Annotated in this window: 17 protein-coding genes and 1 pseudogene; 13 read left to right on the top strand and 5 right to left on the bottom strand. The window is 66.6% G+C overall.

The features are described 5' to 3' along the window. Positions 1-16: 16 nt before the first annotated feature. Together CXY81_RS15555 and CXY81_RS15550 are read right to left on the bottom strand one after the other, a co-directional pair. Positions 17-730 (bottom strand): CPBP family intramembrane glutamic endopeptidase, encoded by a 714-nt coding sequence (locus CXY81_RS15555; protein ID WP_104195405.1) that lies wholly within the window; start codon positions 728-730, stop codon positions 17-19. Positions 731-783: 53 nt separating this feature from the next. Next, on the bottom strand, positions 784-1,170 hold the full coding sequence (locus tag CXY81_RS15550) for a thiol-disulfide oxidoreductase DCC family protein (RefSeq protein WP_233194212.1): 387 nt from the start codon (positions 1,168-1,170) through the stop codon (positions 784-786). Between the two features lie 230 nt (positions 1,171-1,400). Between CXY81_RS15550 and CXY81_RS15545 the strand changes: the two genes are divergently transcribed. The 11 genes from CXY81_RS15545 to CXY81_RS15495 all read left to right on the top strand — a co-directional run bounded on the left by CXY81_RS15545 (position 1,401) and on the right by CXY81_RS15495 (position 16,121). Then, on the top strand, positions 1,401-3,011 hold the full coding sequence (locus CXY81_RS15545) for an ABC transporter substrate-binding protein (RefSeq protein WP_104170868.1): 1,611 nt from the start codon (positions 1,401-1,403) through the stop codon (positions 3,009-3,011). A gap of 138 nt (positions 3,012-3,149) precedes the next feature. Beyond that, positions 3,150-4,079 carry an ABC transporter permease gene (locus CXY81_RS15540; RefSeq protein WP_104170869.1) on the top strand — a complete coding sequence of 310 codons (930 nt, stop codon included), beginning with the start codon at positions 3,150-3,152 and terminating at the stop codon, positions 4,077-4,079. After that, positions 4,069-5,016, top strand: coding sequence for an ABC transporter permease (locus CXY81_RS15535; protein ID WP_104195363.1), 948 nt, complete (start codon positions 4,069-4,071; stop codon positions 5,014-5,016). The genes CXY81_RS15540 and CXY81_RS15535 overlap by 11 nt, the downstream gene beginning before the upstream one ends. Further along, positions 5,013-6,761 carry an ABC transporter ATP-binding protein gene (locus CXY81_RS15530; RefSeq protein WP_104195362.1) on the top strand — a complete coding sequence of 583 codons (1,749 nt, stop codon included), beginning with the start codon at positions 5,013-5,015 and terminating at the stop codon, positions 6,759-6,761. Before CXY81_RS15535 ends, CXY81_RS15530 begins: the two co-directional genes overlap by 4 nt. Positions 6,762-6,780: 19 nt before the next feature. Further along, on the top strand, positions 6,781-7,317 hold the full coding sequence (locus CXY81_RS15525) for a hypothetical protein (protein WP_104170872.1): 537 nt from the start codon (positions 6,781-6,783) through the stop codon (positions 7,315-7,317). Positions 7,318-7,599: 282 nt separating this feature from the next. Then, positions 7,600-8,583: an ABC transporter permease gene (locus CXY81_RS15520; protein WP_104170873.1), complete on the top strand. Its 984-nt coding sequence runs from the start codon at positions 7,600-7,602 to the stop codon at positions 8,581-8,583. A gap of 1 nt (position 8,584) precedes the next feature. Continuing rightward, on the top strand, positions 8,585-9,535 hold the full coding sequence (locus CXY81_RS15515) for an ABC transporter permease (protein WP_104170874.1): 951 nt from the start codon (positions 8,585-8,587) through the stop codon (positions 9,533-9,535). Continuing rightward, positions 9,528-11,741, top strand: coding sequence for a dipeptide ABC transporter ATP-binding protein (locus CXY81_RS15510; RefSeq protein ID WP_104195361.1), 2,214 nt, complete (start codon positions 9,528-9,530; stop codon positions 11,739-11,741). Before CXY81_RS15515 ends, CXY81_RS15510 begins: the two co-directional genes overlap by 8 nt. Next, positions 11,738-13,423 (top strand): ABC transporter family substrate-binding protein, encoded by a 1,686-nt coding sequence (locus CXY81_RS15505; protein ID WP_104170876.1) that lies wholly within the window; start codon positions 11,738-11,740, stop codon positions 13,421-13,423. Before CXY81_RS15510 ends, CXY81_RS15505 begins: the two co-directional genes overlap by 4 nt. Positions 13,424-13,635: 212 nt before the next feature. Continuing rightward, positions 13,636-15,546, top strand: a complete 1,911-nt coding sequence (typA, locus tag CXY81_RS15500) for a translational GTPase TypA (RefSeq protein ID WP_104170877.1) — start codon at positions 13,636-13,638, stop codon at positions 15,544-15,546. A 134-nt stretch (positions 15,547-15,680) separates the two neighbouring features. After that, positions 15,681-16,121 (top strand): hypothetical protein, encoded by a 441-nt coding sequence (locus CXY81_RS15495; RefSeq protein ID WP_134543805.1) that lies wholly within the window; start codon positions 15,681-15,683, stop codon positions 16,119-16,121. A gap of 153 nt (positions 16,122-16,274) precedes the next feature. On the opposite strand, the pseudogene CXY81_RS15490 reads toward CXY81_RS15495, so the two are convergent. Next, positions 16,275-16,945, bottom strand: a pseudogene (locus CXY81_RS15490) (Dyp-type peroxidase). An 87-nt stretch (positions 16,946-17,032) separates the two neighbouring features. On the opposite strand from CXY81_RS15490, the gene CXY81_RS17275 reads away from it, so the two are divergent. Continuing rightward, positions 17,033-17,155: a hypothetical protein gene (locus tag CXY81_RS17275; RefSeq protein ID WP_255408703.1), complete on the top strand. Its 123-nt coding sequence runs from the start codon at positions 17,033-17,035 to the stop codon at positions 17,153-17,155. 30 nt (positions 17,156-17,185) lie between these two features. Here the strand turns inward: CXY81_RS17275 and CXY81_RS15485 are convergent, their stop codons facing one another. Then, entirely contained in the window at positions 17,186-18,181 is a 996-nt protein-coding gene (locus CXY81_RS15485; protein WP_104195360.1) for an EfeM/EfeO family lipoprotein, read from the bottom strand. Between the two features lie 203 nt (positions 18,182-18,384). Next, positions 18,385-18,759 carry an FTR1 family protein gene (locus CXY81_RS15480; RefSeq protein ID WP_233194211.1) on the bottom strand — a complete coding sequence of 125 codons (375 nt, stop codon included), beginning with the start codon at positions 18,757-18,759 and terminating at the stop codon, positions 18,385-18,387. Positions 18,760-18,916: 157 nt separating this feature from the next. On the opposite strand from CXY81_RS15480, the gene CXY81_RS15475 reads away from it, so the two are divergent. Next, positions 18,917-19,900: a PIG-L deacetylase family protein gene (locus tag CXY81_RS15475; protein WP_134543797.1), complete on the top strand. Its 984-nt coding sequence runs from the start codon at positions 18,917-18,919 to the stop codon at positions 19,898-19,900. The last annotated feature ends 25 nt before the right edge of the window (positions 19,901-19,925 follow it).

Here is a 19,925-nt window from a genome sequence, read left to right as displayed (position 1 = left end):
CGGCAGGTCAGGCAGGTCAGGCGGCGGGGGCGAGGAGCCCCGGCCACCAGGTGAGGGCGAGCGGGTACCCGACGAAGGAGACGATGTCGAGGATCCAGTGCGCAATCACGAGCGGCATCGTGCGTCCCCAACGCAGATAGCACCAGCCGAACAGCACCCCCATGGCCGCATTGCCGAAGAACGGCCCAATGCCCTGATATAGATGGTAGCTGCCGCGCAGAAGCGCCGAGGACACGATGATGGTCCAGGTGGACCAACCCAGCTCGCGCAGCCGGGTGAACAGGTAGCCGACCACGATCAGCTCCTCGACCAGCGCCGAGCGCAGTGCCGAGAGCACCAGGATCGGGATCGTCCACCAGAACGTGTCGAGCGGCGACGGCACGATCGCCACGGTGAAGCCGAGGGACCGCCCGGCGAGGTAGAGCCCCAGCCCGGGGATACCGATCACGAGCACCAGCCCGAAGCCGCGCAGCAGGTCGTGCCCCGGCTCCGTGAAATCGAAGCCCAGCCGCCGGAACGGACTCTGCCCCGGCAGCCACAGCAGGTAGAGCACCAGGGCCACGGCGAACAGGGCGAAGAAGATGCCCAGGAACTGATAGCTGAAGTCGAGCCATTCCCGCGGCGACTGCGACCCGTTCAGGGTCGCCGACTGCTCCGAGAGCGGCCGGGTGTCGGTCAGCCGGGCGATGATCGAAATGATCGAGTAGAGAGCGGATGCCCCGAGCGACATTCCGAGGACGATCCCCACCTCCCAGCGGAGCCCGGTTCGATTGCCGCGCGGAGTCACGCGCCCGGCTTCATCCGGCAGGCCGGTGTTCCCCCGGGCAGCCGGTGGCGGTACCGCGCCACGAGCCGGTAGCCCACTTCGGCCGCCCACGACCACGGCGGCACGGTGCCGAGCCAGCCCAAGAAGCGCATGAGCGCATTCGGCTGGTGCCGAAGCAGGGCGGCCACGGCCGCGGCGCCGCCGAAGCGGTGGTCGTCGACGACCAGCCACACCCGGGACTGGGCATCCTTCGTCGTCAGAGCATAGGACGTCAGGTCGGTCCACTGGTAGGGAGCGGAAGCCGGCATGCCGGGAATCAGACGCTTCATGGTGTTCACGGAGGTCGTGCAGAACGCGCAGTCGCCGTCGAAGATCAAGAGCGGAGGGCGTGCGTGGGCGGTCACGATCATCCTCCCATCTTCCCACTGCCCGGAACGTGCAGGTTGCTGAATTCGGTGGAGGGATTGCGCGCAAGAACCTGCTGTGGCGCAACTATCCTGCGCAGTTTGTTTCGCATCTGTAACGTTTCCCCAATAGATTATGCGAAGTCCGCGCCCACTCTTTAAGGTCGGTATATCCGAGATGTCTGCTCGCCCGAGGGTCACGCGGCATTTCCCTGCGCACTGGAGGAAAATTGAAAATCAGGAGACTGGGCATACCTGCCATCGCCTTGGCTGCCGCGGGAGCCCTCGTGCTCTCCGGTTGCGCCAGCGGAGACGCCCCGGCAGAGAGTGACACCGCGGCGATCATCACCACGAACGGATCTGAGCCGCAGAACCCGCTGATCCCGACGAACACCACCGAGACCGGAGGCGGCAAGATCGCCACCTCGATCTTCGCCGGGCTCGTCTCGTACAACGCCAAAGGCGAGATCGAGAACGAGGTCGCCAAGTCGATCGAGTCCGACGACGCCCAGAACTGGACCGTCACGCTCAACGACGGCTGGGAGTTCACCGACGGCGAGGCCGTCACGGCTGACTCCTTCGTGGACGCCTGGAACTTCGGAGCGAAGTTCAGCAACGCTCAGAGCGCCTCATACTTCTTTGACAACATCGCCGGCTTCAGCTACGACGCTGACGCCGAACTGACCGGTCTGAAGGTCGTCGACGAATCCACCTTCACGGTCGAGCTGGCCTCGCCCGAGGCCGACTTCCCGCTGCGCCTCGGCTACACGGCGTTCATGCCGCTGCCCTCCGCCGCGTATGAGGACATGGAAGCCTTCGGCGAGAACCCGATCGGCAACGGCCCGTACATGCTGGCCAAAGAGGGCGCCTGGGAGCACGAGGTCGGAATCGACCTCGTCACCAACCCCGAGTACGACGGCGTGCGCAAGCCCGCCAATGGTGGCCTGAACATCGTCTTCTACGCCTCGATGGACGCCGCGTACGCGGATGTCCAGGGTGGCAACCTCGACGTGCTCGACGCCGTCCCGGACGCCGCGTTCGAGTCCTACGAGTCGGACTTCCCGGACCGCTTCGTGAACCAGCCGGCCGCCATCTTCCAGGGCTTCAACATGCCGTACTACCTCGAGCACTGGAGTGGTGAGGAAGGCAAGCTGCGTCGCGCCGCCATCTCGATGTCGATCGACCGCAAGGAAATCACGGACGTCATCTTCCAGGGCACCCGCACCCCTGCGACCGACTTCACCTCGCCGGTCATCGACGGTTACTCCGATTCCCTCAAGGGTGCCGAAGTCCTCGAATACAACCCGAAAGAAGCCAAGGCCAAGTGGGCCGAAGCCGACGCGATCGCACCCTACACCGGCACGTTCGACCTCGCCTACAACTCCGACGGCGGCCATGCCGCCTGGGTCGACGCGGTGACCAACAGCATCAAGAACACGTTGGGCATCGAAGCCATCGGCAAGCCGTACCCGACGTTCGCTGCGGCGCTCGACGACCGTTCCGCCGACAAGCTGACCGGTGGAACCCGCGCCGGCTGGCAGGGTGACTACCCGTCGCTGTACAACTTCCTCGCTCCGCTGTACCAGACCGGTGCCGGCTCGAACTACGAGGACTACACCAGCGAAGAGTTCGACGCGCTGCTCAAGGAAGGCGCGGCCGCGTCCTCCGTCGAGGACGCCACCGCGAAGTACCAGGAAGCACAGGAAGTCCTCCTCGCCGACCTTCCGACGATTCCACTTTGGTACTCCAACGTCAGTGGCGTCTGGTCCGAGTCGGTCGAGAACGTCGTCTTCGGCTGGGACTCCGTGCCGATGTACACCGACATCACCAAGATCGAGTAGCTCTCATTCAACCAGCTCGTCAGCAGTAAACAGATAACACGTGTGGGGTTCGGGGCATACAGCCCCGGACCCCACACGTGACTAGACTCAACCAGTGATTGTGAATTTCATGTACATACGTTCCGGCTTGGGGACCTGATGATCTGGTATACCGGCAAACGCCTGCTCCAGATGATCCCGGTGTTTTTCGGTGCGACACTCCTGATCTACTTCATGGTGTTCTCTCTTCCCGGAGACCCCATCGCGGCCCTGTACGGCGATCGGCCCCCGGCTCCCGGAGTGATCGAGCAGATCCGCGCCCAGTACAACCTGGACAAGCCGTTCATCGTTCAGTACTTCATCTACATCGGCAACTTCTTCCAGGGTGACCTGGGCACCACCTACTCCGGTCGCCCGGTGAGCGACGTGATGGCGAAGGCTTTCCCGATCACCGCCCGCCTGGCTCTGCTCGCCCTCGCCATCGAAGCCTTCTTCGGCATCCTCGTCGGCCTCGTCGCGGGACTCCGCAAGGGAAAGCTCTTCGACAGCAGCGCCCTTGTCGTCAGCCTCCTGCTGATCAGCGTTCCCACGTTCGTGATCGGCTTCGTGCTGCAGTACGTATTCGCGGTGCAACTCGGCTGGGCCCGCACGACGGTGAGCAGCGAAGCTCCCCTCAGCGAACTCCTGCTGCCGGCCCTCGTGCTGGCCTCCGTCTCCTTCGCCTATATCGTGCGGCTCACGCGGGCGAGCGTCTCCGACAACCTCAACGCGGACTTCGTGCGCACCGCCACAGCCAAGGGGCTCTCCCGCCGCCGCGTCGTGGGCGTGCACGTGCTGCGCAACTCCCTGGTCCCGGTCGTCACCTTTCTCGGAGTCGACCTCGGCTCCCTGATGGTCGGTGCCATCGTCACCGAGGGCATCTTCAATATCAACGGCGTCGGCGGCACCGTCTACAAGGCGATCAAGCTCGGCGAGGGACCCACCGTGGTGTCGTTCATCGCGGTGATGGTCGTGATCTTCGTGCTGGCCAACCTGCTCGTCGACCTCCTCTACGCAGCCCTGGACCCGAGGATTCGCTATGCCAAATAAGAACCCGAACGCGCAGACGCATTACGTCGCCGAGCTGGAAGAAACCCCGGTCGAAACCGTCGACCGCCTCGACGAATCTCAGAAGGCCCGCAGCACCTGGGCGGATGCCTGGGACGCCATGCGCGTGCGGCCCACCTTCTGGATCTCCTCGGCCCTGATCCTCCTGATTGTCATCGTCGCCCTGTTCCCAAGCCTGTTCGCCCAGGTCTCGCCCACCCAGTGCGACCTCGGCGACAGCCACGGCGGGCCGGGAGACGGACATCCGCTCGGCTTCACCCGGCAGGGCTGCGACATCTACGCCCGGATCATCTTCGGCACCCAGGCCTCGGTCACCGTCGGCCTGCTCGCCACGATCCTGGTCACCTTCACGGGGATCGTCGTCGGCTCTCTCGCGGGTTACTACGGCGGCCTGCTCGACGCGATCGTCTCCCGCATCGGCGACATCTTCTTCGCCGTCCCCACCGTTCTGGGCGCGATCGTGCTCATGTCGGTGCTGCCGGAGCGCACCCCGGTCACCATCGCGCTGGTGCTGTCACTCTTCGCGTGGCCGCAGATCGCGAGAATCATGCGCGGCGCCGTGCTCTCGGCCCGCAACTCGGACTACGTCACGGCATCCGTCGCCCTGGGCGTCAGCAAGTTCCGGATTCTGCTGCGCCACGTCATTCCGAACTCGATCGCCCCCGTGATCGTGATCGCCACCGTCTCGCTCGGCACGTTCATCGTGGCCGAGGCCACCCTGTCGTTCCTCGGCATCGGTCTCCCGCCGGGCATCATGTCCTGGGGTAACGACATCGACGCCGCCAAGAGTTCGCTCCGCACCAACCCGCAGGTGCTGCTCTACCCCGCGGCGGCCCTGTCCGTGACAGTTCTCGCGTTCCTCATGCTGGGCGACGTCGTGCGCGACGCCCTTGACCCCGAAGCGAGGGCCCGCCGATGAGCCAGACCGTCATCGAACCCGTTAGCGAGAGCGCCGACGCCTCTAACGAGCCTTTGCTCCAGATCCGCGACCTCGAGGTCGGATTCCAGACCCAGCACGGCCTCGTCCCGGCGGTGCGCGGGGTCAGTCTGAGTCTCTACGCGGGCCAGACACTGGCGATCGTGGGGGAGTCCGGCTCGGGCAAGACCACGACCGCGCAGGCCATCATCAAACTTCTCGCCGGCACCGGCAAGATCACGGCCGGGCAGATCCTGTTCGAGGGCCGCGACCTCGCGGGGCTGTCGGACAAGCAGATGCAGGATGTGCGCGGCCGCCTGATCGGCTACGTGCCGCAGGACCCGATGAGCAACCTGAACCCCGTCTGGAACATCGGTTTCCAGGTCGAGGAGGCCATCAAGGCCAACAATGTGGCCCAGGGCAAGGCTGCGCACGAGCGCACCATCCAGGTGCTGCAGGAGGCCGGCCTCAGCGACGCCGCAGACCGCCTCAAGCAGTTCCCGCACCAGTTCTCCGGCGGCATGCGCCAGCGCGTCCTGATCGGCATCGGCCTGACCGCTCGGCCGAAGCTCCTGATCGCGGACGAGCCCACCTCGGCGCTCGATGTCACGGTGCAGCGTCAGATCCTCGACCACCTCGGCACCCTCACCCGGGACTACGGCACGTCGGTGCTGTTCATCACCCACGACCTCGGCCTCGCGGCCGAGCGGGCCGAACAGCTCGTCGTGATGTACAAGGGCAAGGTCGTCGAGTCCGGGCCGTCGCAGGAGATCCTCGCCAACCCGCAGCATCCGTATACCCAGCGTCTCGTGGCTGCGGCTCCGAGCCTGGCGTCGCGTCGCATCCAGTCGGCCAAGAACGACGATTCGGACGGGGCTGAGATCTTCTCGGGTGGATCACTCGACACCACCCTCGTCGCCCGCGCCGCCGAGCGGGAGCCGGCGGCCGAGGCGAAAGACCTCATCAAGGTTCAGAACATCTCCAAGATGTACCGCATCCGCACCAAGGGTCTGAGGTACAACGAGCTGCTGGCCGTCAACGACGTCTCCTTCGCCATCAAGAAGGGCACCACCACGGCGCTCGTCGGCGAATCCGGGTCGGGCAAGTCGACGGTGGCCAAGCTCATCCTGCAGTTGGAGAGCATCACCAGCGGGCAGATTGAATTCGACGGCCAGGATGTCGCCGGCCTTAAGGGGGCGGCGCTGCTCAAGTTCCGGCGCCGCGTGCAGCCGGTCTTCCAGGACCCGTACGGCTCACTGGACCCGCAGTACAACGTGGGCAACACGATCGCGGAGCCGTTGCTGGCCCACAAGATCGGCAACGCCGCGGAACGTCAGGCCCGCGTGCGCGAGCTGCTTGACCAGGTCTCCCTGCCCTGGGCCACCCGGTACCGGTACCCGAGCGAACTGTCCGGTGGGCAGCGCCAGCGCATCGCCGTGGCGCGCGCCCTGGCCCTCAAGCCGGACGTGCTCGTGCTCGACGAGGCGGTCTCCGCCCTCGACGTGCTCGTGCAGGGACAGATCCTCAACCTGCTCACCGAGCTGCAGACTGAACTGGGCCTGACCTACCTGTTCATCACGCACGACCTCGCGGTCGTGCGGCTCGTCGCCGACAACGTCTGCGTCATGCAGAAGGGCAAGATCGTCGAGACCGCGTCCACGGACGAGGTCTTCGACAGGCCTCGCGAGGCCTACACCCAGGAGCTGCTCGCGGCCATCCCCGGCGGCAACTTCCAGTTTGGCCGCTGACCGGATTCCGGGGGGCGGGATGACCGTCCTCCGGTCACCGGCCTCGGTGGCGGTCTTCGCCGCCCTGGTTGTCCTCTGTGCCGCGCTGCTGGTCGACGCTGCCGTTCGCGGGCGCTGGGACACGGCGCTGGCCGCCGTGCCCGCCGTGGCGTTGATCGTCTGGGGCGCCTGGCTGATCTTCGCGCGGCCCTGCCTGGGACTGAACCACCACGGGCTGTCCATCGTCAACGTGCTGAGCACGACCGAGGTGCCCTGGGGTGAGGTGGACGACATCGTGCTTCGGCACCAGGTCGTCGTGGTGACCCGGTCGGGCGAGCGTCTGGTGTGCTGGGGTGCGCCGGCGACCTCCCGGGCGGCCGGACAAATACGGGAGTCCAGCGGGCGCATCAGCGGATCAGCCGCGCACCGGGCCATCCGCGGCTTCTGGTACCGGCACGAGGCTCCGCAGCGCGCCGGGGAGCGATTTGTGCGCCGCTGGCATCGACGGTCGTTCCTGGTCGGCGCCGTGCTCGTCCTCGGGCCGGCCGTTCAGCTGGCGTGGTCGGCGCTGGCCTGAATTCTCTGGTTGCGCCTGAGCTTTGCTCAATGACAGATCGTTTTCTTGCGCATTGTGCCCGCAAAGTTTCGAAACTGTTACATTTTCTGTCTGAAAGTGCCCCAGACTGGCATCTGGGGCAGAGTCGCTTCACGCAGGCATAGGCTCTCCCCTCAAGCACACGAGAACAGTTCCTTCCCCCGGTATCCCGGCGGGGGGAACGATGGGGGAGTTTTCATGGTTTGGAATTGTTGCACGCTGCTGGTCGCCGTTCCCGGCGCCCTGGTCTGATCCGCGGCCCCCATGGTCTTCTACATTTTCCGGCGCTTCGTCAACTATTTCTTCCTGTCGATGATCGCGACCTGCCTCGCGTACATCGTGTCCAGCCTGGCGCTCGACCCGGCGGCCAAGTATTACGGCCGCAACCCGCAGCCGTCGCAGCAGACCATCGACAACATCCTGAACGGTCTCGGCGTCAACCCCGATGTGCCGGTGCTGCAGCGGCTCTGGGACTGGCTCGTCAACATCGTCGTGCACGGTTCGCTGGGCGCCGGGGTCAACGGCGTCTCGATCGGCGACCAGATCATCTCCCGTGCCGGGGTCAGCCTGCGGTTGCTCCTGATCGGATCGCTGATCGGGGCCATCGTCGGGGTGACGCTCGGAGTCTGGGGTGCCGTGCGCCAGTACAAACTGAGCGACCAGGTCGTCACGTACGGCTCCTACCTGATCTTCGCCACCCCCACCTTCGTCATCGGCGTGCTGCTGATGATCGGTGCTACGGCGCTGAACGGCGCGGCGGGTATGCAGCTGATCACCTTCACCGGGGAATACTCGGCCGGGCTCACCGGCTCGTGGTGGGAACTCGCACTCGACCGCGGCATCCACCTGCTCCTGCCGACCATCGCCCTGGTGCTGATCGGGGCGGCGGGCTACTCGCGCTACCAGCGCAGCGTCATGCTCGACGTGCTGTCGGCCGACTTCATCCGCACCGCCCGGGCCAAGGGGCGGTCGCGCAATTCGGCCCTGGTGCGTCACGGGGTGCGCGTGGCCCTCATCCCCATGTCCACGTTCTTCGCCTACAGCTTCGGCACCCTGGTCTCGGGCTCGATCATGCTCGAGATCGTCTTCTCCTTTCATGGGATGGGGGAGTTCGCCCTCAACGCGATCAGCCAGAACGACATCAACGCGGTCGCCGGCACGACGCTGTTCGTGGCGATCCTGATCCTGTTCTCATCGACGCTCTCCGAGGTGCTCTACGCCGCGCTCGACCCGAGAGTGAGGAACTGAGATGTCCCTGGTCGAAGAAACCAACGCGGAACTGGGCACACCGCTCGTTCCGCTGCTGCCCGGTTCTCCCGCCGCTCTGGCGGCGCGGCCAGCCCGGCCGCGCTCCCGCGGCCGCCTCATCTGGCGCCGACTCACCCAAACCTCCCGCTTCTGGGGCGGGGCGATCGCGATCGCGTTCATCCTCGCCTGGGCGCTGCTCGGACCCGTGTTCTACCCGTTCGACGCCGTGCAGCGCGACCCGCTGAACATGGGCCTCGGGCCTACCCAGCTGCACTGGTTCGGAACCAACGGCATCGGCCAGGACCTCTACGCCCAGACCCTGGTCGGGTTGCAGAAATCGCTGGTCATCGGGCTCATCGCCGGCCCCCTCGGCACCATGATCGCCGCCGTCGTCGGCTCCGTCGCCGGCTACCTGGGAGGAGTAATCGACCGCGTGCTCGTCTGGTGCATCAACCTGCTTCTGGTGCTGCCGTCCTTCATCCTGCTCGTGATCCTGAGTCCGCTGTTCAAGGGGCTCTCCTGGGTGTTCCTCACCGTCTTCATCGCCGGCTTCAGCTGGATGATCATGGCGCAGGTGGTGCGGTCCCAGACCAGGTCGCTGCGTGACCGAGACTTCGTCAAGGCGTCCCGGTACATGGGTGTGCCCATGCGCAAGATCCTCGGCCGGCACATCATCCCGAACGTGGCGTCGCTGCTGATCATCGACGCGACCCTCGGCGTGGTGGCGGCAATCCTGGCCGAGACCAGCCTGAGCTACTTCGGCTTCGGCATCCGTGCTCCCGACGTATCCCTCGGCACGCTGCTGGCCGAGGGAACGAGCGCCGCCGTGACCCGGCCGTGGATGTTCGTCTTCCCGGCGGGTGTGCTCATCGTGACCCTGTTCGCCGTCAGCCTCATCGGCGACGCCCTGCGCGACGCCGTCGACCCAACCTCGGGAGTCAACCGTGACTAACCTTCTGACGAACGAGATCCCGGCCGACAAGTTTCGCACGGATGCCCCACTCCTGGAGGTCACGGACCTCTCGGTCACGTTTCCCCAGCGCGGCGGCCCGTCGGTCCAGGCGGTGCGCGGCATCAGCTACCAGGTGCACAGGGGCGAATTCCTCGGCATCGTGGGGGAGTCCGGCTCGGGGAAATCCGTCTCCTCGCTGGCGTTGATGGGGCTGCTGCCCAGTTCGGCGCAGGTCACCGGCAGCATCACGTTCGCCGGCCGGTCGCTGCTGGAGATGAATGACCGCCAGCTCTCCCGCATCCGTGGCCAGGAGATCTCGATGATTTTCCAGGATCCGCTGTCGGCGTTGACCCCGGTGTACACCGTGGGTGACCAGATCGCCGAAGCCCTGCTGCTGCACGATGCCGCGCTGAGCAAGCGCGCCGCCGCGGCCCGGGCGATCGAGCTGCTCCAGATCGTCGGCATCCCGGCGCCGGAACGGCGGGCCCGGGCCTTTCCGCACGAGTACTCCGGCGGCATGCGCCAGCGCGCCATGATCGCCATGGCCATCGCCAACGACCCGCTGCTGATCATCGCCGACGAGCCGACGACGGCCCTGGACGTCACCATCCAGGCGCAGATCCTCGATGTGCTCGAGAAAGCAAAGTCCCTGACCGGTGCCGCCGTCGTTCTCATCACCCATGACTTGGGGGTGGTGGCCGGCCATGCCGACCGCCTCGCGGTGATGTACGCGGGCAAGCTCGTGGAGAACGGCCTTACCGACGAAGTCTTCGCCTCCCCGCACATGCCCTACACGATCGGCCTGCTCCGCTCGGTGCCCAATATGCAGACGGCCGGCACCCAGCGGCTGGTCCCGCTCCAGGGCCGTCCGCCTTCGCTCACGGCGCTGCCGCGCGGCTGCCCGTTCGCGGCCCGGTGCCCGATCGCCGTCGACGCCTGCCTCGACACGGAACCGGTACTTCGCAACCACGCACAGGCCGCACCCGGTGCGCCCGTGGTCGGCCCGGGCGAGGCCACCCACGTCGCCGCCTGCCACCGCTCGGCCGAGATCGCGGCCGGTGCGCTGACCCGCCCCGACATATTTCCCCGGCCGGAACCGCTGGCCGTGGAGCACCAGGAGAAGAACCGCTCCGCCCAGCCGGTCCTGAGAGTCACCGGCCTGGTTCGCCATTTCCCGCTCACCAGAGGCGGGGTGTTCTCCCGGCAGATCGGTACCGTGCGTGCCGTCGACGGGGTGTCGTTCTCGGTCCAGCCCGGCCAGACCCTGGGTCTGGTCGGCGAGTCCGGTTGCGGCAAGACGACGACCATCCTCGAGATCCTCGAGATGACGAAGCCGCAGGCCGGTCAGATCCTGGTCGACGGCCAGGATGTCTCCACCCTGGGTCGCGCCGACCTGCTCCGGTTGCGGAAGGACGTACAGATCGTCTTCCAGGACCCGATGGCCGCCCTCGACCCGCGGATGCCGATCGGCGACATCATCGCCGAGCCGCTCACCGTTCACGGCGTGAAGCCCGGGGCCCGGCGCGCCCGGGTCGCCGAGCTGCTCGACCTGGTCGGGCTCGACCCGATGATGGCCGACCGCTACCCGCACGAGTTCTCCGGCGGCCAGCGGCAGCGGGTCGGGATCGCCCGCGCCCTCGCCACGAACCCCCGGCTCGTCGTGCTCGACGAACCGGTGTCCGCGCTCGACGTGTCCATCCAGGCCGGGGTCATCAACCTGCTCGAAGACCTCAAGGAACAGCTCAACCTCTCCTACCTGTTCGTGGCGCACGACCTGGCCATCGTGCGCCAGATCGCCGACACCGTCGCCGTCATGTACCTGGGCCGGATCGTCGAGTACGGGCCGGTGGCCGAGGTCTTCGCGCACCCGCGGCATCCGTACACCCAGGCGCTGATCTCGGCGGCCCCGATCCCGGACCCCGTGATCGAGCGCAGCCGAACGCGGATGCTGCTGGAGGGTGACCTGCCCAGCCCGACGGAGCAGATCGACGGCTGCAATTTCCGCAGCCGCTGCCCGCTCTACACCCTGCTCCCGCCGCAGAAGAAAGCGATCTGCGAGAGCATCGACCCGCTGCTCGCCCTGACCGGCACGGTGGAGACGGCCTGCCACCACGTGGAGCACAGCGCTCTCCTCCCCGCGGGCGTCCAGCCCCCAACCTCCCTGACCAGAAATAGTTCCCACCAAGAAAAGGAGAATCACCCATGAAACGGAAAAGTACTGTTTTTGCAGCACTCGCCGTTCTGAGTGCGTCCGCCCTGTTGCTCACGGCGTGCGCTCCCGGAAACACCGCAGAGGACTCGCCCGAAGCGAGCGAAAGCAAGGCCCTTCCCACCACGGCGTGGCAAGTCGTCGCCGCCGGGGACGTGCAGGATGGCGGAACGCTCAACCTCTCCATCGGGTCTCTACCCTCGAACTGGAACATCTACCAGGTCGACGGCAACGAGGCCGACACTGTCACCACCGTTGCACCGACCACCGGCGGCCCGATCCGGGTCGCGGCCGATGGAACCAGCACGGTCGACCCGAACTACGCCACCAGCGTCGAGGTCGTCAGCGACGATCCTCAGGTCATCGAGATCAAGCTCAACCCGGCCGCGGTCTGGGAAGACGGCACCCCGATCACGTACAAGGACTACGTGGCCACCTGGACGGCCATGAACGGCACCAACGAGGAGTATTCCCCGGCCTCCACGGCCATCTTCGACCAGATCAGCGCGATCGAATCCACCGGAACCGACTTCGATTTCACGGTCACGTTCGACTCGATCAACGCCGACTGGGCGTCGATCTTCACGAGCGTGCTGCCGGCCAGCGTCACGTCCACGCCTGAGGCCTTCAACACCGGCTACGTCACCACGCCGGTGCCTTCCTCCGGTCCGTTCGTCATCTCCAACATCGACGCCACCGGCCAGGTCGTCACGCTGACCCGCAACCCGCTGTGGTGGGGCGAGGCAGCCAAGCTCGAGACCATCATCGTCAAGGTCATCAGCGGCGCATCGGCAGCCACGTCGTTCGGCAACTCCGAAACCGACGTGCTCTACATCTCGTCGAACGCCGACGCCTACCAGACGGCTGAGAAGCGCGCGGATGCCGAGATCCAGGCATCCGGTGGCCTCACCTGGACCCACGTCACCATGAACGGCTCGAAGGGCCCGCTCGCGGACGTCGAACTGCGGCGCGCTATCGGCCACGCCATCAACCGCGGTCTCATCTCCGAGTCGGCCAACACGCCGGTCGGCACCGACGCCACCACCCAGGGCAGCTTCATCTTTATGCCGGGTCAGAAGGGATATGAAGACAACGTGGGCGACGCAATCGGCTACGACGTGGCCGCGGCCGAGAAACTCCTCGACGACGCCGGCTACAGCGCCGGGGACGACGGAATGCGCGAGAAAGACGGCACGGCTCTCGAGCTGTCCATCACCGTGCCGGCGGACACCCCCACGAACAAGCAGCGTGCCGTGCAGGTGCAGGCTGACCTCAAGGAGGTCGGCATCGCCGTCGAGCTGAACGAGGTTCCCGCCGCGAAGTACTTCTCCGACTACATCATCCCGGGCGATTTCGAGATGACCAGCTTCTCCTGGGTCGGCACTCCGTGGCCGATCTCCTCGAGCGAGGCGCTGTTCTCCCCGGTGGACTCCGAGTCGAACTTCACCGGAATCACTGACGAGAAGCTCTCCGCTCTCTTCGACGAGGCCAACACGGAGCTCGACACCGACAAGCGCATCGTCATCGCCAACGAGATCGACACGGTCCTCGCCGCGTATGTGCCCATCATCCCGATCGCGCCGCTGCCGAACGTGTACGCCGTGAAGTCCGGCCTCGTCAACTACGGGGCCACCCAGTTCGAAACGGTCGACTGGTCCATCGTCGGCTGGAAGAAGTAGGCGGACACACCCGCAACACAGCACGGAGGACGGGACGGGGACTTCAGCCCCGCCCCGTTTTTCGTGCCCCGAATCGGGATCCGAGGGACTCTCAGCCCTCGGACGCGGAGAGTGCGGTAGGATTGTCCGTTGGGTCGGACTTTGACCACACACATCCATTCTTCGTCGCATGCGGTACTTTGCGGCATCCATTCTTCGTAAGGATTTACTTCATGGCGATTGCCACGCGCGATAACCTCCGAAATGTCGCGATCGTAGCCCACGTTGACCACGGCAAGACCACGCTGGTCGACGCGATGCTCCAGCAGACCAACTCGTTCGCCGAGCACTCACACACCGAAGAGCGCGCCATGGACTCGAACGAACTCGAGCGCGAAAAAGGCATCACCATCCTCGCCAAGAACACGGCGATCTCCTACAAGGGCATCCACGCCAAGGATGGCCCCATCACCATCAACGTGATCGACACCCCCGGCCACGCCGACTTCGGCGGTGAGGTCGAGCGCGGCCTCTCCATGGTCGACGGTGTTGTGCTTCTCGTCGACGCCAGTGAGGGTCCGCTGCCGCAGACCCGCTTCGTGCTGCGCAAGGCGCTTGAGGCCCACCTGCCCGTCATTCTCCTGGTGAACAAGACTGACCGTCCCGATGCTCGCATCGACGAGGTCGTCGAGGAAAGCCAGGACCTGCTCCTCGGCCTCGCCAGCGACATGGCCGACGATGTGCCCGACCTCGACCTCGACCTGGTTCTCAACGTGCCCGTCGTCTACGCGTCCGGCCGTAACGGGTCCGCCAGCCTCAACCGTCCCGAGAACGGCCAGCTGCCCGACAACGAAGACCTCGAGCCGCTCTTCGCAGCGATCCTCGAGCACATTCCGGCGCCGGTCTACGACGACCAGCACCCGCTGCAGGCCTGGGTAACCAACCTCGACTCCTCGCCGTTCCTCGGCCGTCTCGCACTGTTGCGCATCTTCCAGGGCACCATCAAGAAGGGCCAGACGGTCGCCTGGATCAAGCACGACGGCACTATCGCAAATGTGCGTGTCACCGAGCTCATGATCACCAAGGCGCTCGACCGCTACCCAACCGAGAGCGCCGGCCCCGGCGACATCGTCGCCGTCGCCGGATTCGCCGACATCACCATCGGTGAGACCCTGGCCGACCCAGAGGACCCGCGCCCGCTGCCGACCATCACGGTCGACGACCCGGCCATCTCGATGACGATCGGCACCAACACCTCGCCGCTCATCGGCAAGGTCAAGGGCCATAAGCTCACCGCGCGCATGGTCAAGGACCGTCTCGACAAGGAGCTCGTCGGCAACGTCTCGCTCCGCGTTATCGACATCGGACGCCCGGATGCCTGGGAAGTCCAGGGCCGAGGCGAACTCGCCCTCGCCATCCTGGTGGAGCAGATGCGACGCGAAGGCTTCGAGCTCACCGTCGGCAAGCCGCAGGTCGTCGTCAAGCGCGTCGACGGCAAGATTCACGAGCCGTACGAGCACCTCACTATCGACTCGCCGGAAGAGTACCTCGGCGCGATCACCCAGCTGCTCGCCGCCCGCAAGGGACGCATGGAGAACATGGCGAACCACGGCACCGGCTGGGTCCGCATGGAATTCATCGTTCCGTCGCGTGGCCTGATCGGATTCCGCACCGAGTTCCTCACGGACACCCGCGGCACCGGTATCGCCAACGCCATCTTCCACGGCTACGAGGCCTGGGCCGGCACGATCACCACTCGTACCAACGGCTCGATCGTCGCCGACCGGTCCGGCGTGGTCACGCCGTTCGCGATCATCGCTCTGCAGGAGCGCATGTCGTTCTTTGTCAACCCGACCGAAGAGGTCTATGAGGGCATGGTCATCGGCGAGAACTCGCGCGCCGACGACATGGACGTGAACATCACCAAGGAGAAGAAACTGACCAATATGCGTCAGTCCACCTCCGACACGTTCGAGTCGATGACCCCGTCCAAGCAGCTCACGCTCGAGCAGTGCCTCGAGTTCGCCCGTGAAGACGAATGCGTCGAGGTCACCCCGGCCGTCGTGCGCATCCGCAAGGTCGAGTTGGCCGCCTCGGCACGTCAGCGCAACGTCTCGCGTCTGAAAAAGCAGGACGCGAACTAACCGTCGCCACCGTGCGGTTGAGCAGCCGCGACGAGCGAAACCGTAGGGGTGTGATTATGGTTTTCCATAGTGCTGCCCCTGCGGTTTTGCGCTTTTAAGCACGGGAACGATCGAACCGAAGGATGGGATCCCTGATGCAGTTGAACCGAGTACGTGTGCTGGCCGTGACCTTGGCCGTTGCGGGCGTGGCCCTGCTGTCCGGATGCTCCGGCGAGGCCGTCGGCTCCGCGGTCGACGGCGCGGTGAACGAGGCAACCGGAGGCGATGTCAGCCTGGGCGGGCAGCTGCCCGAGGGCTGGCCGGAGGAGATCCCCGTGATTGACGGGGATCTCGGTTTCGGGGCAGCGAACACCGCGGACGCCGGCCGGGGCTGGGTCGTCACCGTCACCACCAGCGCCGCGGACCCGCTGGCCGACGCCACGGCGATGCTCGAGGCTGCCGGTTTCAGCGCCGACAACGCCGCCACCGCGAACGTCGGCGATGCCGGCGTCGCGGCCCTGACGAACGAGACCTGGTCGGTGGTCGTCGCCGGCACTCCCGAGGGTGTGCTCTACACGGTGTCCCCGGCCGCCTAGCTGAGAACCAATTCGACGGAGATTCTTTCGAAAAACGACTGTTTCGTTGTGTTCGGGCGCGGTTTGGGCAAAATCTCCGTCGAATTCTTTCGGGCCGGAGTTGCTGCACCGGGTCAGGCCGACCGAAAGGCAGGCTCACTCAGCCGCGGGGGATCAGGCGAAGAGGGCCGACCCGACGTGGCGGATGTACTCGTTCGGAGCGTCGTGCCGGGCCAGGCGCACGTGCGCTGCTGCGCCGATCAGCGGCAGGTCTGCCCGGTCGGTGAGGGTGAAGTCCGGAGCGGTGAACTCCGTGCGGCCCGACAACGGGGCACCCTCGCCCTTCTTGCGGCCGAACACGGCCTCCTGCTCGCGCAGGATGGTGCGGTCCCAGGAGTCGATGGTCATCCGGATGCGCCGGGCCACCAGATAGGAGCCGCCGGCCAGCCAGGCGGGCCCGTCTCCGGCGCCGACCCAGACATGGTCGGCGGCGGCATCCGGCTCCTCTGCCGTGATAGTGGATGTGCCGTCCTTGAAACCGAAGAGGTTGCGCGGCGTGGCCTGCGCCGTACTCGTCGAGGAAGTGGGTCCGAACCCCAATTGAGTCCAGCGGAAGGCCGCGCGCCCGAAGGCGATGCGGGAGAGGTTGCGGCTGGCGTGCACGGCCACCTGCGGGTCGTCCGCGCAGGCCTGGATGCAGAGGTCGCCGCCACTCCGTCCCGGCTCGAGCCTGTCCCCGGGGAAGTGCGGCATTCGACCAGCTCGACCGGGCTCCGACTCCCGATGCCGAAACGGTCGGGGCCGTCGATGCTCTCGAACAGGCTCGGGCCGAACCCGAACGTGATCGTCAGCCCGGAGGCCGGCAGGCCGAGCGCCTCGCCGGTGTCCTCCGGGGTGCGTCGTAAGGGCCGCTGACGGCCCCGAAATCGCCGATGTCACGCCCCATAGCCATGGCGGCGGCGGCATCGGTCCGGTCGCGGAGCAGCTCGATCAACCCGGACCTGGTGGTGCCCGCGGAAACGCCGAACGCCGAGGCCGAGCAGCCCGCGGCGTGACAGGCCGCGCGACTGCTGTTGCCCGGTCACCTAGAGCACCAGGGTTGCGGTCCGCTGGTTGAGCGGTTCGCCGAGGGTGTTCACCTGACGGGCGAGGGCCTTGATCTCGGCCTCGCTCAGCTCGGTGTACAGGGTGAAGCCGTCGCCGACGCGCTGGGCGTCCAGCAGTGTCTGCAGCGCGGCGAACTCGGTGTCGAGGCTATCGGCGCGGGCGGCATCCTTGTCGACCAGGATGTCCCGCACGCCGGCGTAGAGCACCGCGGCACCGTCGACGTTGGCCTGGAAGTCCCAGAGGTCGGTGTGCGACCAGAACTCCTCCTCGCCGGTGACCTTGCCGGTGGCGACCTCGTCGAGAAGGCCGATCGCGCCGTTGGTCTGCTGCGACAGCGTGAAGGAGAGGGTCTGCACTTCCTCGTTCAGGGTCGCGGTGTCCTGCATCAGGCGGTCGGCGAGGCGTCGGCGCTCCGCGGCCGGATAGGCGAGAAAACCGGCCTCGGCGTCGGCCGGCCAGAGGTCCTTCTCGATTGCGTGCCAGTCGGTGCCGGTGACCAGCTGGGCCACCTGATCGCGCACAGAGGAGGCGTCGTTGACGTTGGCGGTCTCGATCTGCGCCTCGAGGTCGTCGTCGACCGCGACGACCTGGTCGGAGGCGGTGACGATGAAGCCGGCCTTGCCGATCCGGTCACCGGTCATGCCGGGCTTGCAGGCGGTGACGTATTCGCCGGCGGCCAGCTGCACGACCAGGTCGCGGGTGAGTCCCTGACCGATGTTCTCGGCCTCGCCGTCGATGTGCAGGCCGTCATCGGCGAGCAGGTAGAACTCCGTGACCTGGTCGCCCGAGTTGGTGATGCTGAAGCTGAGGTTGCCGGCGGGGGCTTCCTCGGCCGAGACGGTGCAGGCATCCGCGCTGCTGTCGACCGTGAGGGACGCCCCGGCGGAACCGGCCGGGGCGTGGGCGACGCAGCCGGTGAGGACGAGCAGGCCGAACGCGGAAACTGCGGCGAGGGGAACGAGGCGGGCGTTCATAGGAGTCCCTAGCACAAGGTTCGGGAAGGGGCTGGGTCAGCGGGGAGCGCCGCGGTCTCGGCGGCGTGCTCGGACGCGGGGCTGGTGCTGGGGGTGCCAACGGTGCCGGTGCGGCCGGCCACTGCGGGGTGGTCCCGCCGGCTCGTCAGGATGAAGAGGGTCAGCGCGGGCACCAGATAGGCGAGCCAGACGGCCAGTTCGAGCTAGGTGGTGCCCGGCGAGAAGTTGACGAAGGCGACGACCACGAGGCCGAGCCCCGAGCCCACAAGGGACCGGTCGATGCCGCACCGGAGTTGGCCGGACAGGGTGCGGGCTCGCGCCAGCATCCAGAACACCATCCAGGTCACGCGGCCCGTCGCCACGATCGACAGCACGCCGCCGATGGCCTCCTGGGACGTGAACGACAGGCCGTAGGTGCCGTAGGTGAGCTGCGCGCCGATGCCGAGCGCCAGCAGCACGGCGAGGCTGCATCCGGTCCGGATACGCCGGAGCACGTCTCGGCGGCCGACCTTCCCGACGTAGGCCACGAGGATGGTCACGATGAGGGCGACTTCGAGGCCTTCACGGAGGCCGATCACGTAATTGTGCGAGCACAAGGCTTCCTGGGTTTGAGGAAGAAGTTTGGTAAGGCTAACCTTAGTGTCTTGACTCCAGCTTCGGTTCTGCGATCGTGTCCAGCTATCATTCATGCGCGGGTGTCCGCCCGTCCCAACTCCGTGGAGCTCAGCAATGGTCATGTCCGGCAGCGCAGAACGAGTCGTGTTCGTGCACGACCGGCCCGGTCAGGAATCCCTTCTGACCGGCGGAACCATCGCCCGGCTGCGGTCAGACGACGCCGAGGTCGTCGTTCTGTTCGGCTCCACGGACTCCCACTTCGCGGACGACTCCGACGTGCGCGCAGCCATGGCGGCGCTCGACGTAAGCGACTGGCGGATGCTGCCCGCTGCATCCGGGGCGCAGTCACTGGCCGAGGCCGTCGCCGACGTGCTCGCGGACGTGCACGCCACCGCGGTCGTGATCGGCGCCGACGACGACACCCTCCGCCGAGCGGCCGCCGGGGCCGCCGACAGCCTGAATGTGCCGGTCTTCGAGCACCGCCAGGTGACGGATGCCGTCGGCCAGCGGCTGGTCGCGATCGATGTGAGCGGCCAGGTAGACCAGAAGCTGCGCGCCCTCGCCGCGTACGCGCGCCGCTGGAGCGTCACCGACTACACCGTCGTGCCGGTCGAGTCGGTGGCCGCGTCCGACCCGGCCGACCCGGCGGACCGCCCGGTCACGATCGGTGGCACCGAGACCTTCCTGCGGCTGCCCCCGGCGCACGCTCCCGACCCGGACGCGACCCCCGGGCTGCTCAGCCGCGGCCTGGCCGCGGTCGTCGCCCTCCTGACCGGGGCCGCCTTCGGCGTGCTCGGCACGATCGCGCACCAGGCCACCCTCCCAATCGGGCCCGTGACGATCCCGATCGGGCTGATCCTGGCCCTGGCCGGAATCGTGACGCTCCTGGCAGGTCTCCGTCTGATGCTGGGGGACCGCCTGGTCGTCTTTTCCTGCGCGATCGGCCTCCTCGGCACGATCTTCATCCTGTCTCTGCGCAGCACCGGCGGCTCTGTCCTGGTCCCCCAGGGGATTCCGGGTTTGCTCTGGACCGTCGTGCCGACCCTGGTGGCCACGATCGTGCTGGCCTGGCCACGAATCCCGGCCCGTCCGCGTTCGGCATAGACTGGATATTCGCTCGTGAAGGGAG

Origin of the sequence: Cryobacterium sp. M25 (assembly GCF_002929635.1) — a bacterium.
GTDB classification, from domain to species: domain Bacteria; phylum Actinomycetota; class Actinomycetes; order Actinomycetales; family Microbacteriaceae; genus Cryobacterium; species Cryobacterium sandaracinum.
Note: the sequence above shows the minus strand (reverse complement) of the source record. Positions and strands in the feature narration are given on the sequence as shown.